Below are 24,030 nucleotides of genomic sequence, written 5' to 3'. Positions count from 1 at the left end.
CATGGCGCAGGCGCTCGACCGTCCGCGATGCACCGCAACGATCACCGACGACGACACCGTTGAAGTCTCCATCGACGGTGTGGTGACCCCCCTGAACTCGATGGACGATGCCATTGCTCAGCTAACCGAGACTGCGCGTATCTTGGGTCGGCCCGTCAAAGTCGTAGCCATCGACCCGTCTTCGGGAAGCGAACTCGAGACCTACCTGGTCGTTGGGCCTGACGGGGAGGTCTCCACCGACGGGACGGCCACTCCCCTACCTCGGCCCGGGCGTCGAGGCAGCCGTGCGGTCAGCCTCGATGAGCTCGTGCCCGCCGAGTCGGCCCCAGAGCCCACGCTGACCGAGCCCGAAAGTTCCTCTTTTGAGGAAGCCGAGCCGATGCCTTCCACCATCGTCACGCCGACTCTCGAGAACGCGTCGCAGCCCCGTCCCATGCAGGCAAAGTCAACGTCCTCCAGCGCCCCGGCGCTGCAACCATCGGACACGACAGTCTGGGACATCGACTCCGCCCCCAGTTTCATCGCCACCGACAGCTCCCTGACTGATGCACCAGCCACCCACGGCTGGCGCGGAATGCTCAACCGCATCGGGATGCACCTGACCCCTGGGCCTGAGGAAGTAGCCGAACGAGAAGACCTGGCCGCGGTCTCACGGCACTGGATCGGCTCCCGCACCATCGCGGTCGTCAACCAGAAGGGCGGTGCCAACAAGACCCCCACCGTTGCCCTGCTCGCCGCCCAGTTCGCCCGCCACGGCGGGGCCGGCGTGCTCGCCTGGGACAACAACGAAGCCATGGGCTCCCTGGGCTGGCGCACCGACGGCGCCGGCCATGACTCCACCGCACTGGACCTTCTCCATCACGCCAATCACTTCCTCACCGCCGAAGCCAAAGCGGCCGAACTGGCCGCCTTCGTCCACCACCAAGCCCAGGATGCCTACGACGTCCTGCGCTCCGACGAATCGCCGTCCAACACCCACGAAATCACCGGGGCCGAGGTGGACGCCCTGCACCGGGTCGCCGAGAAGTACTACCGGCTCGTCATCATGGACAGCGGCAACTCCACCCGAGGCGAGAACTGGGCGCACATGATCGCCCACACCGACCAGATCGTCATCGCCACCACCACCGAGTCCGACAAGGCCCAGGGCGGAGTCAACGCCCTCAAAGCTCTGTACGCCGGAGGCCCCCATGCCGGGGAACTGGCCCGCAATGCCGTGGTGGTCATCTCCGAGCTGATGCCCTCGCACAGCACCAAGGCCCACGCCATCGCCCAGGAGTACGCCCCGTTCGTGCGTGAGGTGACCATCGTCCCCTTCGACCCACACCTGGTGCAGGGCCGCATCCACCACCGACAACTGCGCCCCGCCACCCGACGGGCCTGGCTGCACGCCGCAGCCCTGGTCTCACAAGGATTCTGATGGCCGGACCCCGCCCCCGAACCCTCGGCGGCGCGGCCCTGCTGCTCCTTGGACTGCCGGTGGGCATGACCATGGCTTTGACCATGCTCGTGGCCACCCTGGCCGAGGATGAAGACGCCGCGGGCCTGTCCACCAGCTGCACGGCCACCGCCGTCGGCACCAACGAGAAGGCCAATGTGGTGTCCGTTCCCAATGGCTGGGGGCCGCTCGTGGACGCGGCCGCCAGACAAGCCGAACTGCCGACCAGTCTGCTCGCCGCACAACTGGCGCAGGAATCCGGGTGGAATCCGGACACCACCAGTCCCGTCGGCGCCCAGGGCCTGGCCCAGTTCATGCCCGCGACCTGGGACACCTACGGTCGCGGCGGCAACCCCTTCGATCCCGAAGATGCCATCGCTGCCCTGGGCCGCTACATGGCAGCTCTGAAAAGCCAAGTTCAGCCCATCGCCGGGGATGATCCGGACGAGCTCGTGCGCCTGACCCTGGCCGCCTACAACGCCGGACCCGGTGCGGTGCAGGAGCACCACGGCGTCCCGCCCTACCCGGAGACCCAGCAGTACATCGAGAAAATCCTCGACGGCGCCCAGGGCACTTTCTCCGCCGGCTGCAAGGCTCCTACCGGTGCGAGGGCCTGGGACGGCGACCTCGGTGACGGGCAGTGGACGACCCCGCTGCCCGGCGGTGTCTTCACCTCCGGTTACGGCGGCCGCGCCCTGGCCGGTGTCCCGTCCTGGGCCAACCAGCACGTGGGCGTGGACATCGCCACCCCCGGGGCCGGCAACGGCAGCGGCGGAGTCGTCGTTGCCCCCACCAGCCTGCGAATCACCGGGTTCAACGCCGCCGATGGCTGCGTTATCGCCAAAGAGGACGGGTCTGACCCCGACTTCGGCTTCGCGTTCTGTCACCTGCACTCCTGGGACGTGACCAAGGGCCAGAAGCTCAAACGCGGGGACATCATTGGCATCGAGGGCAACCACGGACGCTTCGGCATGGCCACCCACCTGCACTTTGAGATCTACAAGCCCGGCGCCCCCGACCTCGTCTTCCCCTACCAAGGGCACAACCTCGACCCCGAGCCCATCCTCAAAGAGAAAGGTGCGTGGCCGAGATGATGCGCCATCCACTCAGCCTCGCCGCAGCACTGCTGCTGTGCGCGTTGCCGCTTGCCGCCTGTGACTCGCCCAGCAAGGCCCGGCAAAGTTCCCCAGAAGCCACTGTCTCTACCGTGCCGCCACAGCTGGGCGAGGGAACTTTCGCCACCCCGGACGACGCTGACCGCACCGACGTGGATTCCACTGCCGAGGTCGCCGCCCTGATGCTCCACTTGTGGGACACCGCCACCGATCGCACCGAGACCGCTGCCGCGGTCCGGGCCAAGCCGCTGATGTCCGCCGACTGGGCCGCGCATCAGGTCGAGCCCGAACGCAACGCAGCAGGTGCCCCGTGGCTCGCGGCCGCTGAGCACCAGGGGTACAGCGCACCCACCATCGTCCCCGTCCACGGCGACGTCAATCAGGACGTCGCTCTGGACAAGGCCATCCGCGCCTACACCGTGGAATGGACCTGGAATACCCGCGACGGGGCCACCGTCCACGAAACGGGTCGTCGGCAGGTCACCCTCTACCTCGAGGAGCACGACGGCCAATGGGAAGTCGTCGGCCATCAGTCCCGCGACATGGGTGACGCCGAGTAGGTAGATGAACGAAGGAGGCCGGCCCTGCCGTTGTGGCGGGGCCAGCCTCCCTTACCTACTGTGTGGAGTCGTCCTGAGAGGAACTTTCCTTCTTCTCGATGACGTCCAGGATCGCCTGAAGCCCTTCAGGATCGATCTGACCGAGGGCCCGGGCGGCGAAGTTGCGGACCTCGGCTCGCCGGAGGGCGCGGACCGTGTGGAGTTCTTGCTCAACCTGCCGAGGGAGCGGCCCATCTTCCTGCACGAGGTATCTCGGGTCCACCCCGAACACTTCCCCCAGCTCCCGGAGCAGTTTCTCGTCGGGACGCACCCGGATGTCGGCTGTTTTCAGGTAATGCCATTTCGTCCGTGAGATGGCCACGCCGCGGTCTTTGAGGCCTTGCTGGATCGTGGTGAAGTCGTAGGGCTGGCCGGCTTCGGTGCGCAGGGTATCCAACAGCAGGTTGATCTTGTCGGCCAAGATCTGGGCTGAGCGTTCCCGGTTGGCGTCCCCCACGTGGTTTCTCCTCATGGCACGATCCAGGCGTAGATGCTGCCCAGGAAGGCCAGCCCGTAGATGAAGCCTGAAATCACCTGCGGACCGGTGTGGTCCTGGAGTCGGATGCGGCTCCAGCACACCGCCAGGCCCACCGGAACAAACAGCAGCCCGACAACACCCCAGGATGTTGTCAGGGCAACAATAGTTCCGCCCATCATCATGCCGTGCCCGGAGATCTTCCACCACGGACTCACCACAGCGATCACCAGCCCGGCCAGGAACGTGGCCACGAGCAGCGCCACGATCTCGATCGGTCCCTGCAGCAGGATCGCCGCCGCGAGGTAGCTGAGGACCAGCACCAGCACCCCGGCCATCACCGGTCGGCGGTGCTCCTTCACGCTCACGTGGTGGTCGGTGAGCACCCCTCGGCGCACCAGCATGAGGACCACGGCCAGCGGAACCCCGCACACGATCAGGGCCGCGCTGATTCCCCACCACAGCGAGGCCGCAGATGGGTTCGCCCCCCAGGGCAGCGCGATGAGCAGTGCCGCCAGCAGCACCGGAGGCTGGAAGGCTTCCGTGGCGGTTCTCTCCCAGCGGGGGACGACTATCGAGGTGCTCATGATGTGAGTTCAAATCTCCTCTCGGCGGCCTGCAGGGCACACCGTTGCTTTTCCGACAGGCCCGCGTTTTCGGCCCGCAGGGCGTCTTCGACGGCAATGACGGCACTGTAAAGAACCTTCTGGGGATCAGCCGACAGAGCGCTGGACCAGCCCGGAGGGCGTCCACCAGGGCTCCACCGGTCCGCGCCGAGTTGGGCCCACACCGGGGCGATCCTCAGGATGTCCATGCGCAGACCCATCTTCAGGCGCCGGCCTTGGGCGTAGAGACCCAGCCACGCCACGGCCAAGCACACCAGCACGGCCCCGGGCAGGAAGACCGGGCCGAACGAGGCCCGCAGGGCCACAGCTACAGCATCCCACGTGCCTGAATACCCGAGGACTGCGTAGCCGGCCTCGAGCGTGCAGCCGAGCACGAGCAGAGAACCTCCCACACCCAGGCCGAGCAGCCCCGGCCACAGCAGGCGGTCGTGCCCATGCTGGCGCAGGGTGAGTTCCCGGAAGGCGACACGGGCAACATCGGCGGCGTTCCAGGCTCCCATCACCATGATGAGCAGCGTGTAGACCAGGGTGCCGCCCTGGGCAAGGTGGTCCGGAATGAACGCTCCCGAGGTCGGGCCCCGGTCGATCGAGAAGAACGCTGCCGTCAGCCCCAGCAGCAAGGCGCTACCTATGGCGGCCTCCCGCAATGTCCGCGACCGGCTCCAGTCCCTGCGTTGCAGGGACTGGACGAGGGCCGCCCGCAGGCACCATACGGCGCTGAGCGCGAGCAGGTTGCGCACCAGGTGGAAGAGGTTCTCCCCGCCCAGCCACGCATCCACGCTCCGTTCGGGCACCATGACCCCGTTGGCCGAGAAGGCCAGCGCTGCCAACGCCGTGCCCACCCACACGAAGTCCACTCGGCGTCGTCGCGCCACTCGTGGCAGACGAACGACCACTGCCACGGCGGCGAAGAGGAACGCCACGGCCTTGAGCAGACTCAACACCGCTCCGAGGCTCATCAGAAGGCCTCGAGCAGAGGATCCACCTGCTGGATCAGTCGGGCGGCCAACCTCGTGGCGGCGTTCTCTGCCGCGATCTCCTGGGCCGTCCAGGTCGAGGAACGCCCGAGAAGGGTCTTGATCCGCCGGGAGCCCCCGATGTGGGCGAAGGCGTTCCCCAGCGTCAGCTCGCACCCACCGTGCATGAGGAGGATGTGTCCGTACTCGTGCAGGATCACGTGCCGGCGCAGCAGCTCGCTCTCTCCGGCAGCATGGAAAATCCAGGACCGCTCAGCCTTCTCCAACCACAACCCCGTGACGTCCTGACCCAACCACGCCGGGGCCGGCTCGATGTGGATGGGCTTGCCGTGCCGACGCTGCACCTCCAGATGAAGACCCTCCCAGGTGAGATGGTCCGGCAGCTCAGCCAGCACATCGGAGTCGGAACGGGAAACAGTTCCCCCTAGCCAAGACATGCCCTCCAGGCTACCCGGAACTTGAACATGTTTATGTTGAACATGTTCAACATGTATTAGGGTGGATGCATGCCGCGCGGCACTTTGCGCCCGGCCGTAGATGATTCAGGCCATCGCTGCTTGCCTCGTGTACCGGAGGGATGAAAAATCACCGAGACACACCTGATACCGCTATCGGTAGCAGTGTCGATATGCCATGATCGACCCATGACCGAGTACCAGCAGCCGAAGTTGCAGGGCCACAAGGTGGCTCTGATGGCGCGTGTGTCTCCAGAACAACACCGCGCGGCGATCGAAGCATCGCATCAGGCGGGGCTCAGCATGGCCGAATACATCGGCGCCTTGATCGACCGCGACGCTGGAAGGTCCAACAAGCTCGACAACAGGGAGGAGCCGCGCCTACCGCTGGCTAATTCCGCTTAAACGACTGACGACCCGCCTGGCAGGGCGGGCCGTCGAAGTCATTCGGCTGTCTCAGGTCGCCAAACTCGCGACAGCCGTTCCAACAGCTAACTGAATCGGAACCTGTCATGAATCCAATACCAGGGGACTGTTGTGTCCCCTAGTGTACCTGAGGCGCGTCCGCAAATGGACCCCTCTTCACTCAGTCACGCCGATTTTCGGTCACATTCCGCCCCTGACGCTGCCCTCGAGGCCGCTGGGGAGTTCCCCTCACGCCGCCGGCGGGTGCGGGTGGAGCACGAGCAGTCCAAGGCCGTCGTGCTGCGGGCTGTGCCCAAGGGCTGCCAGCTCGCCAAGCACGTTGCCGCCTGGCGGCGGGCCGTGTTGGAGCACCCCAGCCTGGAGTTGATCCGTGCCGATGCCCGGGCGAACCTGCTGGCCGTGGTGGAGATCATCTGCCGCCAGCAGGACCCCGCCTCGCGCACCTGGCGCACGACCTGGGACTGGGTGGCCAACAAGATCGATCGCTCCCGCTCCACCGTGGCGCGGGTGATCCGCCACCTGCGCGACTGCGGGCTGCTGGCCGTGGTGGCCACCGGCCGCAGCGCGGGGCGCACCCCGCGCTCCACCGGCCGCATCCAGGGCGAGGCCCCCGTCTACGCCCTCATCCACAACACCCCTCAGCTGGCGCCGGAGCCTGTGGAATTAACTGACACCCCGGTCCCCACGAAGTGGGAGAGTTTTTCCCCGCACGCGCGCGAAAAGCTTTCCCCGAAGGACGCGGCTACGCCGCGACCCAGCCGAAAGCGCGCCGCGCAGCGGCGCGAGGTGGTCGCCGCCCTGAGCCGTCGTACAGCCCCGCTGTGGCCCCGTCATGCAACGACAGAGCCTTTGACGAAGCGGGTGACCCGTCGGGCGCGGAAGGAAACTCAGCGGGCGGCTGCCCTGGAGCTCCAGCACGAGGCCATCGTCCTGCGCCAGCTCACCACCGCCCACGTCACCAGCGTGTGCCGCCCGTTTTTCGAGGCCGAATGGACCATCGCCGATGTGCTCACCGCCCTGGACTGGACCCCTCAGGGCACCCGCTACGGCTTCCTCACCGTGGAGGGCATCGACAACCCTGGAGCCTGGCTGGCCGCCCGGATGCGCACCTGGACCCACCCGGACGGCACCCCCCTACGCTCCCGCGACCAGCGGGTCGCCGCCGAGGCCGCCCAGCGCCGCGCGGCAGCACGCGCGGCCACCGAACGCTACGCCGCCCGCACGGCGGCCGCCGCGACCGTCCCCGCGTCATCCCCCTTCCCTGGCCCCCGTCAGCCGTTCCGGCAACGCTGGGCCGCCCAGATCGCCGCCGGCCAGAACCAAGCCGCTAATGCGGTCGCCTCGGCTCCGTAGCCGGGCCCCTTGGCGTGTCCGGTCGGCGGGGGAGAATCCGCACCATCAACACTAGCCAAACCGTATATTTGTACGGGTCTATTGTGTTTATGGGCTGAGCTTTAGAATATGTGTTCTATCCTGGCGGCATGAGACACCCAGTACCGCTCACCATTGACCGCCCCGCGCTGGTCTCTGCGGTCCTGGTCCGAGTCCCGGCTGGCTTCCCCTCCCCTGCCCAGGACAGCTTCGACGACGGCCGGATCGACCTCAACGAGGTCCTGATCAGAGACGTGACCTCCACCTACCTCTTCCGCGTCACCGGAGACTCCATGGAAGGCATCGGGATCTACTCCGGCGACGAAGTCCTCGTGGACCGCTCCCTGACCCCCAAGGACGGCAGCGTGGTGATCGCCGTCCTGGACGGGGACTTCACCATCAAGACCCTCCACGTCCACCCCGACCGGGTCGTGCTGCACCCGGAGAACCCGGCCTACCCCGACGTGGAGGTCCCGTCCCTGTCGACCCTGCACATCTGGGGTGTCGTGGTCTACGGCATCCGCCACATCAACCAGCGGAAGCTGCACTAGGACGGTGGTCTGCGGTGATCGCCCTGGTCGACGTGAACAACTTCTACGCCTCCTGCGAGGCCCTCTTCGAGCCCTCCCTGGCCGGCAAGCCATTGGTGGTGCTCTCCAACAACGACGGCTGCGTCGTCGCCCGCAGCGCTGAGGCCAAAGTGTTGGGGATCAAGATGGGGGATCCCTGGTTCCAGCTGCGCGCCGACGCCGCCCGGTGGGGACTGGAAAAGCGGTCCTCCAACTACCAGCTCTACGCGGACCTGTCCGAGCGGGTGATGCTGCTGCTGGCCCGCCACGCGATGGGGCAGGAGGTGTACTCCATCGACGAGTGCTTCCTGCTCCCACCGGAGGGCACCGCGGCCGAGCAGGTGCGGTGGGCGCGCCGGCTGCAGGCCACCGTGGCCCGCAATGTCGGGTTGCCGGTGAGCATTGGGATCGCCAGTTCGAAGACGCGGGCGAAGATCGCCACTGAGACCGCGAAGAAGCTGCCCGTCACCGGTGGGGTGGTCCACTGGGACCAGGCCCCCGAGGGGTACTGGGAGAAGCTCATGGCGGCCCTGCCGGTGACCGAGGTCTGGGGCATCGCGGGGCGGCTGGCCAAGCGGCTGGAGTCGATGGGCATCGAGACCATCGCCGACCTGCGTGATGCCGACCCGGTGGCCATCCGGCACAAGTTCTCCGTGGTGCAGATGCGCACCGTGCTCGAGCTCAACGGCTTCCCCGCCATCCCGGTCGAGGATGAGGTGGCCACCAAGGTCCAGATCCTGGTCTCCCGATCGTTCCCGGATCCTATTTGGGATCCGGAGATCGTCGGGGCGGCGGTGGCCGAGTTCGCCCAGCGAGCCTCCCGCCGCCTGCGCAAGGAAGGCGAGGTCACCGGGCGCCTCACCGTCTTCGCCAGCACCTCCCCGCACCGGCCCGGACCCGCGCACAATGTCTCTGCGCACGTGCGGCTGGCTGTGCCCACGAACGAGCCCACTCCCCTGGTGGCCGCGGCCCGGGCCGCATTGGTGCCCAAGCTCATGCACGGGATGCAGTACATGCGAGCCGGCATTCTCTGCACGGACCTCGCCACCGAGGGGGCGGTGCCCGTGCTGCCCGGGGTGCTCGAGCAACCCGCACCGATCGGGGAGCTCATCGACGCGGTCAACCGCCGCTTCGGCACCGGCACCCTCGCCCTGGGCCGACACGGCGCCCACTCCCCCGCCCCCTGGACCAATCGCCAAGCCGATCTCTCCCCGCGCTACACCACCGACTGGAACGAGCTCCGCACCGTCTCCTGAACATGCGCTTCTTGGCTGCTCCGCACGAGGACTGACCTACTCCCCCAATCGATCGAAGCGACAGTCGTCCTTGGGACTGGGTTGGCAGACGATGGCTGCCGCACATTTCCTCGGCCCTGGCGGGCCTCCAAAATGATTGCCCAAGGGAAGCCTCGGGAACCTCCGAGCCCGGACTGGACCGCGATCACTATCAGCACCTTGCTGGCGGTCGAGATGGCCTACAACTGTGATGAGGTAAAAGGATGGTTTGGAGTAAATTGAGGCTAATACTCCGATTCGGTGGTGTGAGTGGGTAGAGGTGTCCAGGGAAAATGAGAGCTTTGGGTGTCCGCTTAGCCCTCTAAGCTCCGACGATTCAGTCGTTCTCTGAGCACTGGGGTCCACGAGAAGTAGCAGGGTGGGGTGAGCCGGCATCCGCGCGCTTTGACGCATGCCCACCCCGCTGAAGCTTTAGCAGGGTGGGCATGTCGCTGCACGAAGAAGGGCCCAGCATGAAGCTCGTCTGCTTGATCAAATCCACGGCGACCCAGGAGGTTGAAGCGGAGGGCAAGGATTACGTTGCCGCCCGCGAGCAGCTGCTCGTGTCCATCTCCGAGGGATTCGAGCTACTCCGCGTCCGCAGGGGTTCTTAGACGGCCGCCCTTACGCGTGATGTCCACGCGGATGCTGACGCTCCCAGCCGACTGCTCGTTGGTGGGGGCTTTTGTCCGCCCGATCGTTCCAAACCTATTCCTAGAAATCATCCATTAACGCCATTTACTCCATTCATGTAATGGAGTAAAATGAGGGTAAAAGTATCGAAGTCAGACCGGTTGGCGAGGATGACCTCACTACTTCGACATCGCCCACGTGCTCTACCCGCACGGTGTTCCCGGTGCCGGCACCGCCGGAGTCGTTGCCGTCCTCGACGACGACGGTGCGGTCGCCGGGCACAGCCTCTACGTCCAGGAACTGCTCTTCCATTGAGCCCAGGAGGGCATCATGACCACCATCACCCTCTACACCCTCCCCGGGTGTGTGGACTGCCAGGCCGCCGGCCAGGCCATGGACCGCAAGGACATCCCCTTCGGCCTGATCAATGTCGCCTCCCTGCCCGCGGCCGCCGACTTCCTCCGCGGCCTGGGCTACCAGGGAGTGCCCGTGACCGTCGTCCGCGACGACGACGGCACCGTCTGCGACCACTGGCACGGCCTGCGCCCGGACAAGCTCCACGCCCTGGTGCGACAGCGAACCCAGCTGACCTAACCCGTCGCCCGCAGATCCACGGCGCCCCCCCCCCCACGCCCGGACCCCGCGAAGTCCACCCGCCCCCCAGGAGGACGCCATGACCATCCAGCCTGAACACCCAACCAGCAAGCACCGGGCGACCGCCCAAGAAGCGGCCCGCGCCGCCCAGGAAGTCCTGGCCGAGATCGAGAAGCTGCGCGCGGCAGCCCAAGCCGCTGCCGACAACGAGAAGTGCACCCAGTGGCTCACCCACCACGCCCAGCGCCTCGAGGTGCTGGCGCGGAAGGCCCAGCGCCTCGCCGATGCCGCCACCGAGGCGTGCCTGAACGCCGGCCACCTCGACGGGGAGCACCTGGTGGAGGTCACCACCACCGCCTGTCGCGCCCGGGACGACCTCTACCGCGTGTACTTCTCCATCACCGCCTGAGACCCGTCGACACACCCATGCATTCCATTTACTCAACGCCTCCATTTACTAAACTGAGGCAAACACTCAAAGGAGGCACCGTATGGACATCCTTGCCACCGTGCTGCAGAAGGGTGGCGTGGGCAAGACCACCACGGCCTACCACCTCATCCGCGCCGCCCAGCGCGCGGACAAGCGCGTGCTCGCCATCGACATGGACCCGCAGGGCAACCTCACCACCGCCCTGACCCCCGAGCGGCTACCCCTGGACGAGGTCAGCCTGGCCGATGTCATCAACCCCCAGCAGGCGCCGGGGGAGGAGCCCGTCACCCTGGCCGACGTCATCGTGGCGACCATCTGGCCCGGGGTGGACCTGGCCCCCACGGTGGGGCGGGCCCTGGCAATCATCGAGCAAGAACTCACCCAGGCCCCCCGCACCGAGGAACGTGCCCGGACCCTCCAACGCGCCCTTCAGGGGGTGGGGGAGCGCTACGACCTGGTCATCATCGACTGCCCGCCGAACTTGGGCATGCTCACCGTCAACGCCCTGGTGGCCGCCCACGGGGCCGTGCTGGTCACCGAGGCCGGCCTGTTCGCCGCCGACGGAGTGGCCCTGATGCGCGACACCATCGGCTCCGTCCAGCAGCACTACAACCCCGACCTCACCATCCGCGGGGTGCTGCTCAACAAGTGGGAGCCGACGACCCTGGCCGGGCGCGAATGGCGCCTGACCCTCCAAGAAGCCCTGGGGGAGCAGCTGCTGGACCCGCCCATCCCCAAACGCGCGGTGATCCGCGACGCCATCGAGACCGGCGACGCCCTGGACCGCATCAAGGGCGGCCAGTCCATGGCCGAGCTCTACACCCGCCACCTGGCCAAGATCACCAGCCGCTGAGACCCGCCGGCACGAAAGGAACGACCCCGACCATGAGCACCACAGGACGCCGCCGGAAATCGACCTTCCTCACCGGCCAAGACGCCGTCGCCCCCTCCATCACCGACACCACCGCCCCCGCGCCGGCGCCGGAGGCCGCAGCACCCGCCGCACCACAGGAGACGGCGCCGGCGCCTGCGGCCGAGCAGAAGAAGGGGATCGCCACGGACACCCGCCGTCGCCTCCAGGTCCAGATGGACATCGACGACCTCGCCGAACTGCGCTCGGCCTACAACCACGTCGCCCAGCGTGGGCAGACCCTCAGTGACTTCGTCGCCGGCATCATCACCGACCGGATCCACCAGTACCGCGACGAAGTCAACGACGGACGGCCCTTCGGCGGTGCAGGCACCGTAACCCGGGGCCGCCCCCCGAAGTACTAGCCAAGGATCCTTACACCCCATTTACTCCATTAAGTGAATGGGGTAAATGGGGTGTGTTTGTGTGAGGATGCCCAAGTTGTACAAGCCTCTTAGCGCGACACACCTTATGGGGAGTAGGTCATTCTGGGCTCGTCCGATTCGTCGTTGACGCCGAAGTGCGCGGTGAGGCGTTCAAGGGTGAACTGTTGCCGGAGCTTCCCGGCGCTGTTCTGGTTGGCGAACATGCCCTTGACCCAGTAGGCCTCCGACCGCGGCACGTTGACGATCCAGCGCACCGGCACTACGTACTCGGTGTCGTCCTCCTCCGGTTCCTCGCCCGGTTCGTGGTGTTCGTAGGGTGCGGAGAGGTCACAGTCAGCCAATCGTGTCCACTGCTCCCCGGACCGCACTAGGGCCTCGTCGAAGGGCTTCGCCTCACCCAAGGTCTCCCCGACAGCCACGTATCCGTGTTTGGGAATGTGCACGAAGATGCGAGCCCCTTCGGGTAGGCGGCGCAAGCTTCTGGAGTACCACTCGCCGCCGCCGGCCGAGACGAACCCGTAACGGCGTGCATCTTCCCAGGCTCGGTGGGGCCCTTCACCGAAGGTGACGAACCAGTCCCGACCGTTCCAGTCGGCTTTCTTGCTGTGCTTCCGGGTCGGTGCAGGGCCGGCGCTTTGGTTGGTTGCGGCCAGCCATGAGCGGGCCAGGTATCGCCGGTCGTCGTCTTCCATATAGGAGAAGAAGACGGCATTGATGGGCACGCCGAAGTCACGAAGATAGCCGACGATCCTCTCGGAGCTGTCGTCCAGCTCAGTGGCCACGATCGTCAACTGCAGCTCGGTGTTGAGTTCGTCCGGAGCCGGGGCGCCGAAGACCTCGGCGAAGGCCTCCTCAAACGGCGTATCGAGATGATTGTTAGCAATCTCAATGATCCTGTCCCGGTCCAGTCCGGTCACCCAGGACCCGTAGTCGAGCACTTGGGCGACGACCTCCCGCGGGGTGCGGTCCCGCTTGAGCTCGAGAACGCGAAGATTCCCTTCTCCATCCATCGTCAGCAGATCGATCATCTTCCCGAAGGGGGTTCGCACCTGGCGGCCGATCACCAGCAAAGGCTCACCCAACAGGGAGGGGTCCCGCTCCAGAAAGTCCTCGAGGGCTGCCTCCGACGGCAGCACGCCTCGTGCAAGACGCCGCGGTGAATCACCGTCGATGCGCCACATACCCATCTCGACCGGCACTGCAACCTCTTTCGCTCCAACGGAACTTCAGGGACACCCTGCACGCTTGGCCCCGCTAATGATCACCAGGGCCACCCCCAGCAAGAGCCAATGTCCAGAGCCAAAGGAACGACCAGCTCCCTCCAGGCTCGCGCAGGGCATCGCCTTCGGCACCGTGATTAGAAATGGACCATCAGCCTGTCACCGGCTGCTCACCATGTGGCAGGGTTCCAGCAAAAGGCCTAGGTGCACGAACCCTGTTCCGAAAGGACCCGTTGCTATGGCACAGCAGTGGCCCTCGAACACCAGGCTCGGCTGCCGCGAATCACGCAGACAGGCCCGAGGACGCATCCGGGTGGGGGAGTGGGGGCCTACTGGGCGGCGTAGTAGGCGTCCTTGACGGACTGGTGAATGCGACCGCGGTCGGAGACCTCGTAACCGTTTTCCTTCGCCCACGCCCGGATCTTCGCCGTCTCCGGGTTACCACCGGTGGAGGAACGGGAGGTAGTGGGTCGGGCGAACCTGCTCTGGGCCCGACGGCCAGCGGCGGCGTAGGGGCTCAGGGCCTCCCGCAGCTTTTCGGCATTAGCTGTGGCCAGGTCGATCTCGTACTGCCGGCCGTCCAGAGCGAACTGGACGGTCTCGTCCGCCGGGCCGCCCTCGAGGTCGTCTTCCAGAATGATTTTCACGCTCTGCGCCAACTCAGCACCTTTTCATTGATTTCATCATGACTTGCGCCAAAGTATATACACAGTCGGAATACCCTGCCGAATCTTCATTTCGTCTAGTTCCCCGAACCCAGTTCGAAGAACCGCTCGAAGAATGTCCCCAGCCTTGCGATGACGCGTTGCTTTTTTTCACCGTGGTTGCCCTCGGCGGAAAAGCGTGAGACCGGTGGGAGTACCTTGGTGATAGCTGTGCCCGTACTGCGGAGCGAGCCCTCGCGGAACGAGGCTTCCACGAAGTTTCTGGTCTCGTTTGGGCGCAACTGCTCGTCATGGATGATGGTGGTGAGTTCCGATTCGCGGCGTTCGGCAATGTAGGCCTGCCACGCATCGTCGACATTGCCCTTGGACGATATGCGATCGACGAAGTCTTCGATGAGGTCGCGCTTGTTGCGCAGTGTGGGGCTGGAGTCAACGGCGCGGATGATCTCGGCGCGCAGTTCTTTGTCGTCGCCGTCGCCGCGTTCGTCACGGTATTTCTGGACGAGCATGAGGATGTAGTCGACGTTGATTTCGACCTGCTTGACCAGCTCGATCTCAAAGACCACGTCCTCGTTGATCGATTCCTTCTCCGAGTCGCCATCTTTGCGGAACTCCGCGTACAGGTCCAGGTAGATGCTGCGGTAGTCCTGGTTCTGCCGCTCGGTCAAGACCTCGTTCCCGGAGAACTCATCGAAGGAGGTCAGGATGTTCTGCAACCGCAGGATGGCGCCAAGAAGCGTGATGAACTCCTTCTGCGCGGATTCTCCCTCGATCGGGGTGCCGAGCGGGAACTGGGCGAGCAGTTCGTCGACCTTCTCGGTGTACTCGTTGTAGTAGTCACCGTAGGGCTTCAGGAGCACGATGCCCTTGGCGTCCTTGTTGCCGAACAGGGCGATCGCGTCGTTGGTTTCTTCCTCCAGGTCGCGGAAGGTGACGATGTGGCCATAGGTCTTGATCGAGTTCAGGATCCGATTGGTGCGCGAGTAGGCCTGGATCAGGCCGTGTGATCGGAGATTCTTGTCGACGAACAGCGTATTGAGCGTGGTGGCATCGAACCCGGTGAGGAACATGTTGACCACAATGACCAGGTCGATCTCACGGTTCTTCATTCGCAGGGACAGGTCTTTGTAGTAGTTCTGGAAGCGGTCGGCCGAGGTGTCGTAGCTGGTGCCGAACATCTCGTTGTAGTCCCGGATCGTGTCTTCTAGGAACGAGCGGGCGTCGCCACTCAGCGCGCCGGTGTCAAAGTCCTCTTCATCGAGCGCGCCGTCTTCCATGTCTGGATTGGCAGCGAAAGAGTAGATCAGCCCGACCTTGAGCCGGCGGTCCGGCGTCAGCGCCTGCTGTTGCTGTTGGAACTGGCTGTAGTACCGCCGCGCCGCCTCGATCGAAGCCGTCGCGAACAATGCGTTAAAGCCCTTGACCCGCCTGCTCTGCTTGATCTCCTCGGCAGCCTTCGGATTGCGCCCGAGGAGGTCTTCGACGTTGGTGATCACCGAGTGGCTGTATCCGCTGGAGCGCTTGGTCTTTTGGTCGAAGTGATCGAGCGTGTACTGGACGACCTGCTTGATGCGCTCCGACGCCAGCAGCGCTCGTTCGGTATCGATCGCGGAGACCTGCTTGTCATCAGGTGCACCGACCTTGATCGTGCTGATGTAGTCGACCTTGAAGGGCAGGACGTTCTTGTCGTAGATCGCGTCCTTGATCGTGTAGGTGTGCAACTTGTCGCCGAAGGCCTGCTCGGTCGTCTTCAGGCGGGGGTTGCCCCCGCTGCCGGCATTGGCTGAGAAGATCGGGGTCCCGGTGAAGCCGAACAGGTTGTACCGCTTGAATGCCTTGGTGATGGCGGTGTGCATGTCCCCGAACTGCGACCGGTGGCACTCGTCGAAGATGATGACGATGTGCCCGTCGAAAATGGCGTGGCCCCTGTTGGCGTTAATGAACGTCGACAGCTTCTGGATCGTCGTGATGATGATCTTCGCGCCCGGGTCTTCCAGCTGCTTCTTGAGCACGGCGGTCGATGTGTTGGAGTTGGCCGCGCCCTTCTCGAACCGGTCGTACTCGCGCATCGTCTGGTAGTCGAGGTCCTTACGGTCGACCACGAACAGCACCTTGTCGACACTCTCAAGTTCGCTGGCCAGCTGCGCCGTCTTGAATGAGGTTAGCGTCTTGCCCGACCCGGTGGTGTGCCAGACATACCCGCCGGCCGCGACGCTGCCGAGTTGCCTGTAGTTGGTGGAGATTTCGATTCTTTGCAGGATCCGTTCCGTCGCCACAACCTGGTAGGGACGCATGACGAGCAGCATGCGGTCAGCTGTCAGCACGCAATACCGGGTCAGGATGTTGAGCAGCGCGTGCTTGGCGAAGAAGGTCTTGCCGAAGGCTGTCAGGTCTTGGATAGGGCGGTTGGTCGCGTCGGCCCACCAAGAGGTGAACTCGAACGAATTCGAGGTGGGACGCTTGGCCTTCTTCGCGCGGGTGGCCTCCGAGATGTGCTGGCGCCGGGTGGTGTTCGAGTAGTACTTCGTCAGGGTGCCGTTGCTGATCACGAACAGCTGCACGTACTCGAACAGGCCCGAGCCGGCCCAGAAGCTGTCGCGCTGGTACCGATTGATCTGGTTGAACGCCTCACGGATGTCGACGCCGCGGCGCTTGAGCTCGATGTGCACCATCGGCAGGCCGTTGACCAGCACCGTGACGTCATACCGGTTGGCGTACTTGCCTCCGTTGCTCCCTTGACCGACCTCGTACTGGTTGATCACTTGGAGCCGGTTGTTGTGAATGTTCTTCTTGTCGATAAGACTGATGTTCTTCGACGAACCGTCGTCGCGAGTTAAGAGCTGAACGTGATCTTCTTGGATTCGAATGGTCTTTTCGACGATGCCCTCGTTCGCGCCCGCGACCCGTTCGCTGAAGAACCGCTGCCACTCGTCATCCGAGAACCTCACATTGTTCAGTAACTCAAGCTGGTGGCGTAAGTTCGCGACTAGCCGGTCCTCCGAGGTGATCGTCAAATACTCGTACGCCTGCGACTCCAGCAGCCTGATGAACTCGCGCTCGAGGTCTGCCTCCGACTGGTACGCGTTCGCGGACTGCGTGTCAGGGACGTATTCGGCAACAACCGTGCTCTCGGACGAGACGGCGATCGGGTCGTATTTGCGTGCGGGTGAATCGCTCATGCCGTGGACTCATCAAATGTCAGGAGACGATCGCGGTAATACTCATACTGCTTGCGACGAGCTGCAAGCTCAGCTCGAAGGCCGTGGTTGAGGTCATTCACCAGGCCATCTAATTTGTCGAGCTTTGATGCGATAGCTTTTTGTGCATTTATTGAAGGTATTGGTACCGCAATTTTTGCAAAATCACTCTTGTTGATGATCGGCATGGTTCCTCCACCGCGCTCCCCTTGAACCCGGAGTCTGTCTCTCATTGAGGTGAGAACATGAAATAGATAGTCGACGTCGACGTCTGCGTCTGGAATAAGCGCATTAATCTGCTGATTTGTGATGCATTGTTTTGCGTTAATAATCGTTTTTCCCATATCGGCGCCGATACATGTGATGAGCAAAGAGCGGGCCGGGATAATCGCACTTAGCATTTTCTCCGCACCCGCTTTAGACAGCCGACGCGAAGGCGTCGAGACGGTCTTCACGCCATTCTTGATATCGGACGGCGTCACAAAATCGACCATTGACCCCCAAGCTGATGCGTCCGATGCTTTCGGAGTGCGACCAGTGACGATTCGGCCTAGCTGCCCCAGTTCAATGGTGTCAGCAACGCCCCAGGCTTCAGCAAAAATTTGGGTTCGACATTTTTCGTACTGCGCGCGGCGGGTTTCGAGCTCCCCTTGCAACTCATTTATTAGTTCCGTTTCCAGATTAGAGAAGTGATCCAAAATTCGCACGATCTCGCGCTGCACTCCGCGGGGTGGGATGGGGATTTCAATCTGTGCAAGCGATTTACCGGATATGCGACGAACTTTTGTGCCGATAATGTGTGATCGTTTTTGGTCTTGAAAGCCTGTGGATTGAAAGAAGTATGCAACGTAGCGCGGTTCAAGAGTGTGTCGGAAAATATATGCATCACCACTGACAGCGACATCACCGTCGCCAAGCCAAGCTGTGGCCTTTGCCACAGCTGCGTCGTCCTCACTGGTCGTTGCAATGACGAGATCGCCTGGCTGAGCGCGACGAAGCTTTGCGGCAAGCAATGGATCAGTGAAAGATTTAGTCGAATTGGTCCAGACACCATAGTGAGTGTGAATCTGGCCATAATGGATAGCAGGCGCGCCATCGTTGGTCAGGTCGGACTTTTGCAGTCCGTTGCCTCGGATGAATTCTCCGATATCGCCGAGTTTTGCCCTCGGCACACCGTTCGGGGCGAGTTTTTTTACTAGTTCATCAATGCGGCTCATGCGAAGAAGTCCTCATCAATCTCGACGATGTTGTAGGTTTCGCGGACTTGGACCCCTGCGCCAAAGCGAATCATTAGGTCGGCAAGGCGCTTCCCATCGATTAAAACGATTCTCGTAGGTGAAGAAGATACATAATCTTGAGCGCCTTTCGAGAAGCGGCTGGTTGTGATGAAGACGCCACTGTCAGCCTTGCCGTGTAGAGCGCCTACAAAACCCTGTATTTCTGGGCGTTGCACGACGTTGTTGTCTGCGTACCGTTTTGCCTGAATATAGACTCGGCTTAGGCCAAGTATGTCTTGGTCGATCACGCCGTCGATTCCGCCATCATTGGAGAGCTGTGTGACAGATCCGCTTCCCGTCGTGCCGCCGTATCCCATGGCGACGAGTAACTGCACGACAGCGTCTTCGAAGAAGGATGGATGTGCGTCTTGGAGTCTCGATAGCAGTTCGTCTGCCACTTCACTATGAATGCGCTTAACGCCGTTTTGTACCTGCTCCGTCGGTGTTAACGAAGCTGATTCGGCCAGCGGCTCTTCAATTTTGATGCGCCTGCTTGCCGTCTTTGCATATGGGCGGATTGGGGACGAAGAGTCATCGCCCAGCGCCTTGACGTCCTGTTCACGGACGCCATTCGGGAACTGCGCAAGTAGCTGCTGGCCAGCGTCGGTAATTACGTAGTTGCCCCGAGAAGGGCGCACCAGGGCACCAACATTTGTCAAGAAGGAGAGTCCCCAGCCGATGCGGTTTTCGTAAGTCAGCTGACCGGACGACAGAGCTTCTTTCGTCTGGGCGTCGTTGAGCTGTGTGCTTTTTGCGACCAAGGGGTTGAGGTCGCGTCGCGTGCGAACAGCGCCGTCGCTCATCACCTGAAGCGTCGGAATCATGAACGCTTCCCACGTGGGCATGTTTGTCATCGTGCGGAGTCTTCCAAATCCGACACGATTTCATCGATCGAGGAACGAAGTTCTTGCTGACGAGCAACGATTCGGCTGATCTCAGCGTTGAGTTCCCTGATGTCCACGACTTCCCGTGTGTCTTCCTGATCGACATAGGACGACACTGAGATATTGTAGTCGTTCGCGGCAATGTTCTCATTCGGCACGAGAGTGGTGAAGTGATCAACAATTTCACGGCTCATAAACGCGTCGAGGATCTTCTGCTGGGTCTCTGGCAAAAGCTTATTCTTATTGCCGACTCGATTGAGCTCTCTCGATGCGTCGATGAAGAGGACTGAATTGTCCCTTTTCGACTTCTTGATCACTACGACGCAGGTCGCGATCGTCGTACCGAAAAACAAGTCGGGCGGCAACTGGATTATGGTGTCGATGTAGTTATTGTCAATCAAGTACTTGCGGATCTTCCGCTCGGCTCCTCCGCGATAGAGCACCCCAGGGAACTCAACGATGGCGGCGGTGCCATTGACAGCCAGCCAGGACAGGATGTGCATGGTGAAGGCCAGATCGGCCTTCGACTTCGGGGCGAGAACCCCAGCAGGGGAGTAGCGCGGGTCGTTGATCAGCAGTGGGTTGGCGTCACCCTCCCACTTGATCGAGTAGGGCGGATTGGACACGATCGCCTCGAACGGCTCGTCGTCCCAGTGCTTGGGGTCAGTGAGAGTGTCCCCGTGACGAAGATCGAACTTTTCATAGTTGATGTCATGCAGGAACATGTTGATCCGAGCCAGGTTGTAGGTTGTCAGGTTGATTTCCTGACCGAAGAACCCCTGGCGAACGTTGTCCTTACCGAGCACCTTCGCGAATTTGAGGAGCAGTGAACCTGATCCGACTGCCGGGTCATACACCTTATTTACGGAGGTCTTTCCCGCGACGGCGATCCGCGCCAACAGCTCGCTGACTTCCTGCGGCGTGTAGTATTCACCACCAGACTTGCCGGCCTGTGAGGCGTACATCTGCATCAGGTATTCGTAGGCGTCACCAAACAAGTCGATCGTGTGGTCCTGGAAGTTGCCGAGCGGCAGGTCACCGATGGCGTCCAGTAGCCTCACAAGCTTCTTGTTGCGCTTCTCGACGGTGGTGCCCAGCTTCGAGCTGTTGACGTCGAGGTCGTCGAAGAGTCCTCTGAGGTCGTCCTCGCTGTCCGTGCCCGTCGCCGAGCCCTCGATGTTTTTGAAGACGGCGGCAAGAGTCTCGTTGAGGTTCTCATCCTGTGCTGCTTGCTTGCGGACATTCGCGAAGAGCTCCGAAGGCAGGACGTAGAAGCCCTTCTCCGCGACAGTTTCCTTCCGTCCCAACTCGGCTTGATGATCCCGTAGCGTGGCGTAGTCGAAATCGGCGTGGCCTGCTGATCGCTCACTCTCATTCAGGTAGGCGGTCAGGTTCTCTGAGATGAACCGGTAGAACAGCATCCCGAGCACATAACTTTTGAAGTCCCAACCGTCGACGCTGCCGCGCAAATCGTTCGCGATCCGCCAGATCGTCTTGTGTAACTCAGCGCGCTGCGCTTCCTTATTGGCTCCAGCCATGGTCATGTCTGTGCTCCTTGCGCCTGAGCGCGCTTATGTCGGGTTCCTGGGTAATTGCTGCAAAGCTATCAGCGGCCACGGATGTTGCTTGACAGCAGGGTGCGCCACGTCTGAACACCTGAGGCGACTGGCATTTCAGGAGCCTAATGCTGAAGACCTTCCAGCCCTTAGTACTAGACCTCGTCGACCTGGAGGGCTCCGGCAGCGACAGCTTCGGCTAGGACGTTGCGGGTTGCCTGCGCCTTTGCAGCCAGTGCTCTCGATCCTTCGATCAGAGCGTGGGCCTCGGTCAGCACTGCCACCAGGGCTTCCTGCTCGACGCGGGGTAGGAGCGGGACGGGCAGGTCGGCGATTTTGACTCGTCGATGGGAGATGCCCTGGGCGTAGGAGTTCCAGTTGTGCTCGGTGGCGATAATTTCGGCCAGGTATTCCGGGTCGAGGTTGTCATCGACTACGCGCAGCAACGAGTAGGTAGAGGTGTGGAGAACCTTGTCGCCCTCCTCATCCACGCGGGCATTCAGGCCGCCCAAAATTTGCACCAGCACGTCTCCGGGGCGGGTAACGACCGGGGCCTCGACCATGAGAGGGTTGACGAACTTGTCGATGGGCTTTTCCCTGCGAATCCAGGCCCCGGTGACCACGGGGAGGCCTTCGGTGTCGGAGAGGTCAGAGTCGGGAACCCGATATTTGGGGCGGACCTGCTCGATACGGCCCTCCTTAATCAGCTGGCCCACTGTCGCCTGGGCGACAGGTGCCGTGCGGGCTCTAACCTCGACCCTGTTCCGCCGTTGCAGACCGGCCAGCTCCATGGTGGCCTGGTCCAGTGCTGCGATCTGCTCGCGCACCTTGTTAGCCTCAGGGGCCTCCACGGATGACTGCATCCACTGCTGTGGCGTGAGGTTGCCTCCGGTGGCCAGTAGTTCCTCCACGCTCACGGCAGCTGCAGGCATGTCCTCGGGTATTGCCTGGTGGCCCCGCCAGGCCTGTAGCGCCTCGGCGATGGCTGCGGTATCGACGGTGACCGCCGTCCGGCCCAGGCGTTCGCCCTGATCAGTCTGGTCAATGAGCAGCACCCGGCTAGGATCGGCGGCCTCACCCGGACGGGCCAGGACCCACATAGTCAGTGGAATAGACGTGGCGATGGCCATCCCTGCGGGAAGGGCGACGATAGCCTCGACGCTGCCGGCCTTGAGCATGGCCTGACGGATACGGGCATCATCGCCACCGCGGAAGAGACAGCTGGAGGGCAGATAGCACACGCAGCGCCCGCCGGCACCCAGGTGCCAGATACCGATCTGTGGCCAGGCCAGGTCCATCATTCGCTTCGGTGCCCCGAAGATAAATCGGGGGTCCCAGGTCAGGTCTCGTACGGGGTTGCGCACACCGTATGGGGGATTCATCACTACGGCTTGGGCGTGGCCTTCGGGGAAGGTGTCATCAGCCAGCGTGTCCCCCAGGTGCACGTCGAAGTTGTCCACGCCCCAGAGCAGCGCGCGCTGTAGAGCCATAGAATGGCTGGACCGCGTGATTTCCTGGCCGGTCACGCGGCTGCGGTTGATGCCTTCCTTCATGGCGACGAGCAGGAGTCTGCCAGTGCCGGCCACCGGGTCATAGACCGGCCCAGGGACGTCGGCCACGGCTCGAGCTGCCAGGTCGATTAGGTCCTTGCTGGTGGCGAACTCCCCGGCCGTCTTACCGGTGGCTTCAGCCACACGGTCGTAGAAAGCCTCGAAGGTTTTGGTGAACTCGTCGAGCGTGATCATGCCCAGCGCATCCAGTACCGCGTAGAACGATCCCTTCAGGTCGCGTGGGTTACGCGCAACCGAGCTGTACCTGAAAGAGTCGAACAGGCCCAGACGGTTCGTCTCACGCTCGTAGTGGTTCATGCCTTCTTCGATCTCAGCCAGCGGATGGCTGGTTGCCCAGTCGCGCCACGACTGCCAGTGATACTGAGCCGGCAGGTCCTCGTAGAACCCGGGAGAGGTTGGGTCGGAGACGTAGCGCCACACGATCAGGGAAGTCACGACGTTAACGCCTTCGCGGTAGTCGAGCCCATAGTCGCGCCACGCGTTCATCGCAGCCCACAGGGCGCGGGGGGCGTCGTCGCCCACGATCTTCTTGCCGTTGGCCTTCATCCAGGCCCGGACTTCTTCCGCTCTATAACGGGGACTGTTGGGTGTGCCCAGGCCAGGCACGGGCTTAGGGAAGTCCTTGTCTTTGACCCATTTGGCGGCCGCGGGGCGGCTCACGCCGCCGAGCTCGGCAATCTGGGCTTTGTTAAGGCTCAAGCCGGTGGTAGTCATGCGACCTCCTTGACGGTGCGGAACAGGGTGATGACGTTGGCGGGGATCGGCGAACCCAGGTGGACCAGGTCGGGTCCGGCAGCCAGGCGCATGCGCTTGGACAGGCCCACGTCGGGGGAAATGACAGTGACTGGGCAGCCGGCGATCTTGAGCGCGGTCACGGCATTGGCGAAGGCGTGGTCTCCGGAGGCGATCACGACGTGGTCGTAGCGGGCAGCGACCCAAATCGGATCACGCAGCTCCTCAAGCAGGGCTTGATCGGCGCCGTCCTTGCCAGAGCGAATCCTGCGGCTGGTCGGACCACTCCAGGTAAAACAGACCGCTGCGGCGTTGACCTTGTTAGAGGCGATGACGGTGTGATCACCGGCCTCAAACCTGACGGCTGCGTTGATGCGGGCCTGGGCCCTGCCGACCTGGGCCGGGGTGAGCGGCGCGCTGGTCCCAATCATGTTCTCGATGTCGACGACGAACAGCGTCCGCCCGAAGATGTCCTGGCAGGTTGCCTGCCGACCCACGTCCTTGCTCATATCTTGCCCGTCACTTTCTCGTACCTGGGGTCCCTCCTTTTGAGGTTGCCTGCCCCTACCAATGAGCTTCACTGTACTTACGTAACACATCCTCTGTCAAGTTAACGATGTAAACCAGTGTGTCAGCAGGTTCCCCCGATC

Annotated in this window: 25 protein-coding genes; 12 read left to right on the top strand and 13 right to left on the bottom strand. The window is 63.1% G+C overall.

Translation table 11 applies throughout. The features are described from left to right. The first annotated feature begins 1 nt into the window (after position 1). The 3 genes from ACFU0Y_RS00675 to ACFU0Y_RS00665 are packed head-to-tail and all read left to right on the top strand — an operon-like array spanning position 2 to position 3,113. Positions 2-1,420 carry a chromosome partitioning protein ParA gene (locus ACFU0Y_RS00675; RefSeq protein ID WP_380212511.1) on the top strand — a complete coding sequence of 473 codons (1,419 nt, stop codon included), beginning with the start codon at positions 2-4 and terminating at the stop codon, positions 1,418-1,420. Beyond that, on the top strand, positions 1,420-2,532 hold the full coding sequence (locus ACFU0Y_RS00670) for a transglycosylase SLT domain-containing protein (protein WP_380212510.1): 1,113 nt from the start codon (positions 1,420-1,422) through the stop codon (positions 2,530-2,532). Before ACFU0Y_RS00675 ends, ACFU0Y_RS00670 begins: the two co-directional genes overlap by 1 nt. Continuing rightward, positions 2,529-3,113, top strand: a complete 585-nt coding sequence (locus ACFU0Y_RS00665; RefSeq protein ID WP_380212521.1) for a hypothetical protein — start codon at positions 2,529-2,531, stop codon at positions 3,111-3,113. Before ACFU0Y_RS00670 ends, ACFU0Y_RS00665 begins: the two co-directional genes overlap by 4 nt. A 55-nt stretch (positions 3,114-3,168) precedes the next feature. Here ACFU0Y_RS00665 and ACFU0Y_RS00660 read toward each other — a convergent pair whose 3' ends face one another. Genes ACFU0Y_RS00660 through ACFU0Y_RS00645 form a run of 4 tightly spaced genes read right to left on the bottom strand, consistent with a single transcriptional unit; the run spans position 3,169 to position 5,625 of the window. Then, on the bottom strand, positions 3,169-3,609 hold the full coding sequence (locus ACFU0Y_RS00660) for a hypothetical protein (RefSeq protein WP_380212509.1): 441 nt from the start codon (positions 3,607-3,609) through the stop codon (positions 3,169-3,171). An 11-nt stretch (positions 3,610-3,620) separates the two neighbouring features. Beyond that, a complete protein-coding gene (locus tag ACFU0Y_RS00655; protein ID WP_380212508.1) occupies positions 3,621-4,214 on the bottom strand; it encodes a hypothetical protein in 594 nt (197 codons plus the stop codon). Further along, the gene (locus ACFU0Y_RS00650; protein ID WP_380212507.1) at positions 4,211-5,212 is read right to left on the bottom strand and encodes a hypothetical protein; all 1,002 of its coding nucleotides are present in this window, start codon (positions 5,210-5,212) and stop codon (positions 4,211-4,213) included. Before ACFU0Y_RS00650 ends, ACFU0Y_RS00655 begins: the two co-directional genes overlap by 4 nt. Further along, entirely contained in the window at positions 5,212-5,625 is a 414-nt protein-coding gene (locus tag ACFU0Y_RS00645) for a hypothetical protein (RefSeq protein WP_368797563.1), read from the bottom strand. The genes ACFU0Y_RS00650 and ACFU0Y_RS00645 overlap by 1 nt, the downstream gene beginning before the upstream one ends. Before the next feature lie 249 nt (positions 5,626-5,874). Between ACFU0Y_RS00645 and ACFU0Y_RS00640 the strand changes: the two genes are divergently transcribed. The 5 genes from ACFU0Y_RS00640 to ACFU0Y_RS00620 all read left to right on the top strand — a co-directional run bounded on the left by ACFU0Y_RS00640 (position 5,875) and on the right by ACFU0Y_RS00620 (position 9,939). Next, on the top strand, positions 5,875-6,090 hold the full coding sequence (locus tag ACFU0Y_RS00640) for a hypothetical protein (RefSeq protein WP_047802221.1): 216 nt from the start codon (positions 5,875-5,877) through the stop codon (positions 6,088-6,090). Between the two features lie 270 nt (positions 6,091-6,360). Continuing rightward, positions 6,361-7,464 (top strand): hypothetical protein, encoded by a 1,104-nt coding sequence (locus tag ACFU0Y_RS00635; protein WP_380212506.1) that lies wholly within the window; start codon positions 6,361-6,363, stop codon positions 7,462-7,464. 128 nt (positions 7,465-7,592) lie between these two features. Then, positions 7,593-8,033, top strand: coding sequence for a LexA family protein (locus ACFU0Y_RS00630; RefSeq protein WP_380212505.1), 441 nt, complete (start codon positions 7,593-7,595; stop codon positions 8,031-8,033). A 14-nt stretch (positions 8,034-8,047) separates the two neighbouring features. After that, a complete protein-coding gene (locus ACFU0Y_RS00625) occupies positions 8,048-9,307 on the top strand; it encodes a Y-family DNA polymerase (RefSeq protein WP_380212504.1) in 1,260 nt (419 codons plus the stop codon). A gap of 464 nt (positions 9,308-9,771) precedes the next feature. Then, positions 9,772-9,939 (top strand): hypothetical protein, encoded by a 168-nt coding sequence (locus ACFU0Y_RS00620; RefSeq protein WP_380212503.1) that lies wholly within the window; start codon positions 9,772-9,774, stop codon positions 9,937-9,939. 133 nt (positions 9,940-10,072) lie between these two features. Here the strand turns inward: ACFU0Y_RS00620 and ACFU0Y_RS00615 are convergent, their stop codons facing one another. Continuing rightward, positions 10,073-10,270 (bottom strand): hypothetical protein, encoded by a 198-nt coding sequence (locus tag ACFU0Y_RS00615; RefSeq protein WP_380212502.1) that lies wholly within the window; start codon positions 10,268-10,270, stop codon positions 10,073-10,075. Positions 10,271-10,288: 18 nt separating this feature from the next. On the opposite strand from ACFU0Y_RS00615, the gene ACFU0Y_RS00610 reads away from it, so the two are divergent. The 4 genes from ACFU0Y_RS00610 (at position 10,289) to ACFU0Y_RS00595 (ending at position 12,257) form a co-directional block, all read left to right on the top strand. After that, positions 10,289-10,552 carry a glutaredoxin domain-containing protein gene (locus ACFU0Y_RS00610; RefSeq protein ID WP_380212501.1) on the top strand — a complete coding sequence of 88 codons (264 nt, stop codon included), beginning with the start codon at positions 10,289-10,291 and terminating at the stop codon, positions 10,550-10,552. 79 nt (positions 10,553-10,631) lie between these two features. Further along, the gene (locus ACFU0Y_RS00605; RefSeq protein WP_380212500.1) at positions 10,632-10,961 is read left to right on the top strand and encodes a hypothetical protein; all 330 of its coding nucleotides are present in this window, start codon (positions 10,632-10,634) and stop codon (positions 10,959-10,961) included. An 82-nt stretch (positions 10,962-11,043) separates the two neighbouring features. Then, entirely contained in the window at positions 11,044-11,835 is a 792-nt protein-coding gene (locus ACFU0Y_RS00600) for a ParA family protein (RefSeq protein ID WP_380212499.1), read from the top strand. Between the two features lie 32 nt (positions 11,836-11,867). Next, positions 11,868-12,257, top strand: coding sequence for a hypothetical protein (locus ACFU0Y_RS00595; RefSeq protein ID WP_380212498.1), 390 nt, complete (start codon positions 11,868-11,870; stop codon positions 12,255-12,257). 104 nt (positions 12,258-12,361) lie between these two features. Here the strand turns inward: ACFU0Y_RS00595 and ACFU0Y_RS00590 are convergent, their stop codons facing one another. The 8 genes from ACFU0Y_RS00590 to ACFU0Y_RS00555 all read right to left on the bottom strand — a co-directional run bounded on the left by ACFU0Y_RS00590 (position 12,362) and on the right by ACFU0Y_RS00555 (position 23,889). Then, complete coding sequence (locus tag ACFU0Y_RS00590) at positions 12,362-13,477, bottom strand: endonuclease NucS domain-containing protein (RefSeq protein WP_380212497.1); 1,116 nt, start codon at positions 13,475-13,477, stop codon at positions 12,362-12,364. A gap of 350 nt (positions 13,478-13,827) precedes the next feature. Beyond that, positions 13,828-14,157 carry an Lsr2 family protein gene (locus ACFU0Y_RS00585; RefSeq protein ID WP_380212496.1) on the bottom strand — a complete coding sequence of 110 codons (330 nt, stop codon included), beginning with the start codon at positions 14,155-14,157 and terminating at the stop codon, positions 13,828-13,830. Between the two features lie 83 nt (positions 14,158-14,240). Continuing rightward, positions 14,241-17,342 (bottom strand): type I restriction endonuclease subunit R, encoded by a 3,102-nt coding sequence (locus tag ACFU0Y_RS00580; protein WP_380212495.1) that lies wholly within the window; start codon positions 17,340-17,342, stop codon positions 14,241-14,243. Beyond that, entirely contained in the window at positions 17,339-18,577 is a 1,239-nt protein-coding gene (locus ACFU0Y_RS00575) for a restriction endonuclease subunit S (RefSeq protein ID WP_380212494.1), read from the bottom strand. Before ACFU0Y_RS00575 ends, ACFU0Y_RS00580 begins: the two co-directional genes overlap by 4 nt. Continuing rightward, complete coding sequence (locus ACFU0Y_RS00570) at positions 18,574-19,491, bottom strand: restriction endonuclease (protein WP_380212493.1); 918 nt, start codon at positions 19,489-19,491, stop codon at positions 18,574-18,576. Before ACFU0Y_RS00570 ends, ACFU0Y_RS00575 begins: the two co-directional genes overlap by 4 nt. After that, positions 19,488-21,059, bottom strand: coding sequence for a type I restriction-modification system subunit M (locus tag ACFU0Y_RS00565; RefSeq protein ID WP_380212520.1), 1,572 nt, complete (start codon positions 21,057-21,059; stop codon positions 19,488-19,490). Before ACFU0Y_RS00565 ends, ACFU0Y_RS00570 begins: the two co-directional genes overlap by 4 nt. Positions 21,060-21,232: 173 nt before the next feature. After that, positions 21,233-23,362, bottom strand: coding sequence for an N-6 DNA methylase (locus ACFU0Y_RS00560; RefSeq protein WP_380212492.1), 2,130 nt, complete (start codon positions 23,360-23,362; stop codon positions 21,233-21,235). Then, complete coding sequence (locus ACFU0Y_RS00555; protein ID WP_380212491.1) at positions 23,359-23,889, bottom strand: NYN domain-containing protein; 531 nt, start codon at positions 23,887-23,889, stop codon at positions 23,359-23,361. Before ACFU0Y_RS00555 ends, ACFU0Y_RS00560 begins: the two co-directional genes overlap by 4 nt. Between the last annotated feature and the right edge of the window lie 141 nt (positions 23,890-24,030).

The sequence above is a fragment of the Kocuria sp. NPDC057446 genome, from assembly GCF_042802875.1.
GTDB lineage: Bacteria > Actinomycetota > Actinomycetes > Actinomycetales > Micrococcaceae > Kocuria.
This window is presented reverse-complemented; position numbering and strand designations above follow the sequence as displayed.

What these genes read in the sequence shown, in the direction of transcription:
- ACFU0Y_RS00675 (WP_380212511.1), top strand. Translation starts at nt 2, where the DNA reads ATGGCGCAGGCGCTCGACCGTCCGCGATGCACCGCAACGATCACCGAC.
- ACFU0Y_RS00620 (WP_380212503.1), top strand. Translation starts at nt 9,772, where the DNA reads ATGTCGCTGCACGAAGAAGGGCCCAGCATGAAGCTCGTCTGCTTGATC.
- ACFU0Y_RS00650 (WP_380212507.1), bottom strand. Translation starts at nt 5,212, where the DNA reads ATGAGCCTCGGAGCGGTGTTGAGTCTGCTCAAGGCCGTGGCGTTCCTC.
- ACFU0Y_RS00640 (WP_047802221.1), top strand. Translation starts at nt 5,875, where the DNA reads ATGACCGAGTACCAGCAGCCGAAGTTGCAGGGCCACAAGGTGGCTCTG.
- ACFU0Y_RS00595 (WP_380212498.1), top strand. Translation starts at nt 11,868, where the DNA reads ATGAGCACCACAGGACGCCGCCGGAAATCGACCTTCCTCACCGGCCAA.
- ACFU0Y_RS00610 (WP_380212501.1), top strand. Translation starts at nt 10,289, where the DNA reads ATGACCACCATCACCCTCTACACCCTCCCCGGGTGTGTGGACTGCCAG.
- ACFU0Y_RS00655 (WP_380212508.1), bottom strand. Translation starts at nt 4,214, where the DNA reads ATGAGCACCTCGATAGTCGTCCCCCGCTGGGAGAGAACCGCCACGGAA.
- ACFU0Y_RS00560 (WP_380212492.1), bottom strand. Translation starts at nt 23,362, where the DNA reads ATGACTACCACCGGCTTGAGCCTTAACAAAGCCCAGATTGCCGAGCTC.
- ACFU0Y_RS00580 (WP_380212495.1), bottom strand. Translation starts at nt 17,342, where the DNA reads ATGAGCGATTCACCCGCACGCAAATACGACCCGATCGCCGTCTCGTCC.
- ACFU0Y_RS00575 (WP_380212494.1), bottom strand. Translation starts at nt 18,577, where the DNA reads ATGAGCCGCATTGATGAACTAGTAAAAAAACTCGCCCCGAACGGTGTG.
- ACFU0Y_RS00615 (WP_380212502.1), bottom strand. Translation starts at nt 10,270, where the DNA reads ATGGAAGAGCAGTTCCTGGACGTAGAGGCTGTGCCCGGCGACCGCACC.
- ACFU0Y_RS00570 (WP_380212493.1), bottom strand. Translation starts at nt 19,491, where the DNA reads ATGACAAACATGCCCACGTGGGAAGCGTTCATGATTCCGACGCTTCAG.
- ACFU0Y_RS00670 (WP_380212510.1), top strand. Translation starts at nt 1,420, where the DNA reads ATGGCCGGACCCCGCCCCCGAACCCTCGGCGGCGCGGCCCTGCTGCTC.
- ACFU0Y_RS00665 (WP_380212521.1), top strand. Translation starts at nt 2,529, where the DNA reads ATGATGCGCCATCCACTCAGCCTCGCCGCAGCACTGCTGCTGTGCGCG.
- ACFU0Y_RS00555 (WP_380212491.1), bottom strand. Translation starts at nt 23,889, where the DNA reads ATGAGCAAGGACGTGGGTCGGCAGGCAACCTGCCAGGACATCTTCGGG.
- ACFU0Y_RS00605 (WP_380212500.1), top strand. Translation starts at nt 10,632, where the DNA reads ATGACCATCCAGCCTGAACACCCAACCAGCAAGCACCGGGCGACCGCC.
- ACFU0Y_RS00630 (WP_380212505.1), top strand. Translation starts at nt 7,593, where the DNA reads ATGAGACACCCAGTACCGCTCACCATTGACCGCCCCGCGCTGGTCTCT.
- ACFU0Y_RS00600 (WP_380212499.1), top strand. Translation starts at nt 11,044, where the DNA reads ATGGACATCCTTGCCACCGTGCTGCAGAAGGGTGGCGTGGGCAAGACC.
- ACFU0Y_RS00565 (WP_380212520.1), bottom strand. Translation starts at nt 21,059, where the DNA reads ATGGCTGGAGCCAATAAGGAAGCGCAGCGCGCTGAGTTACACAAGACG.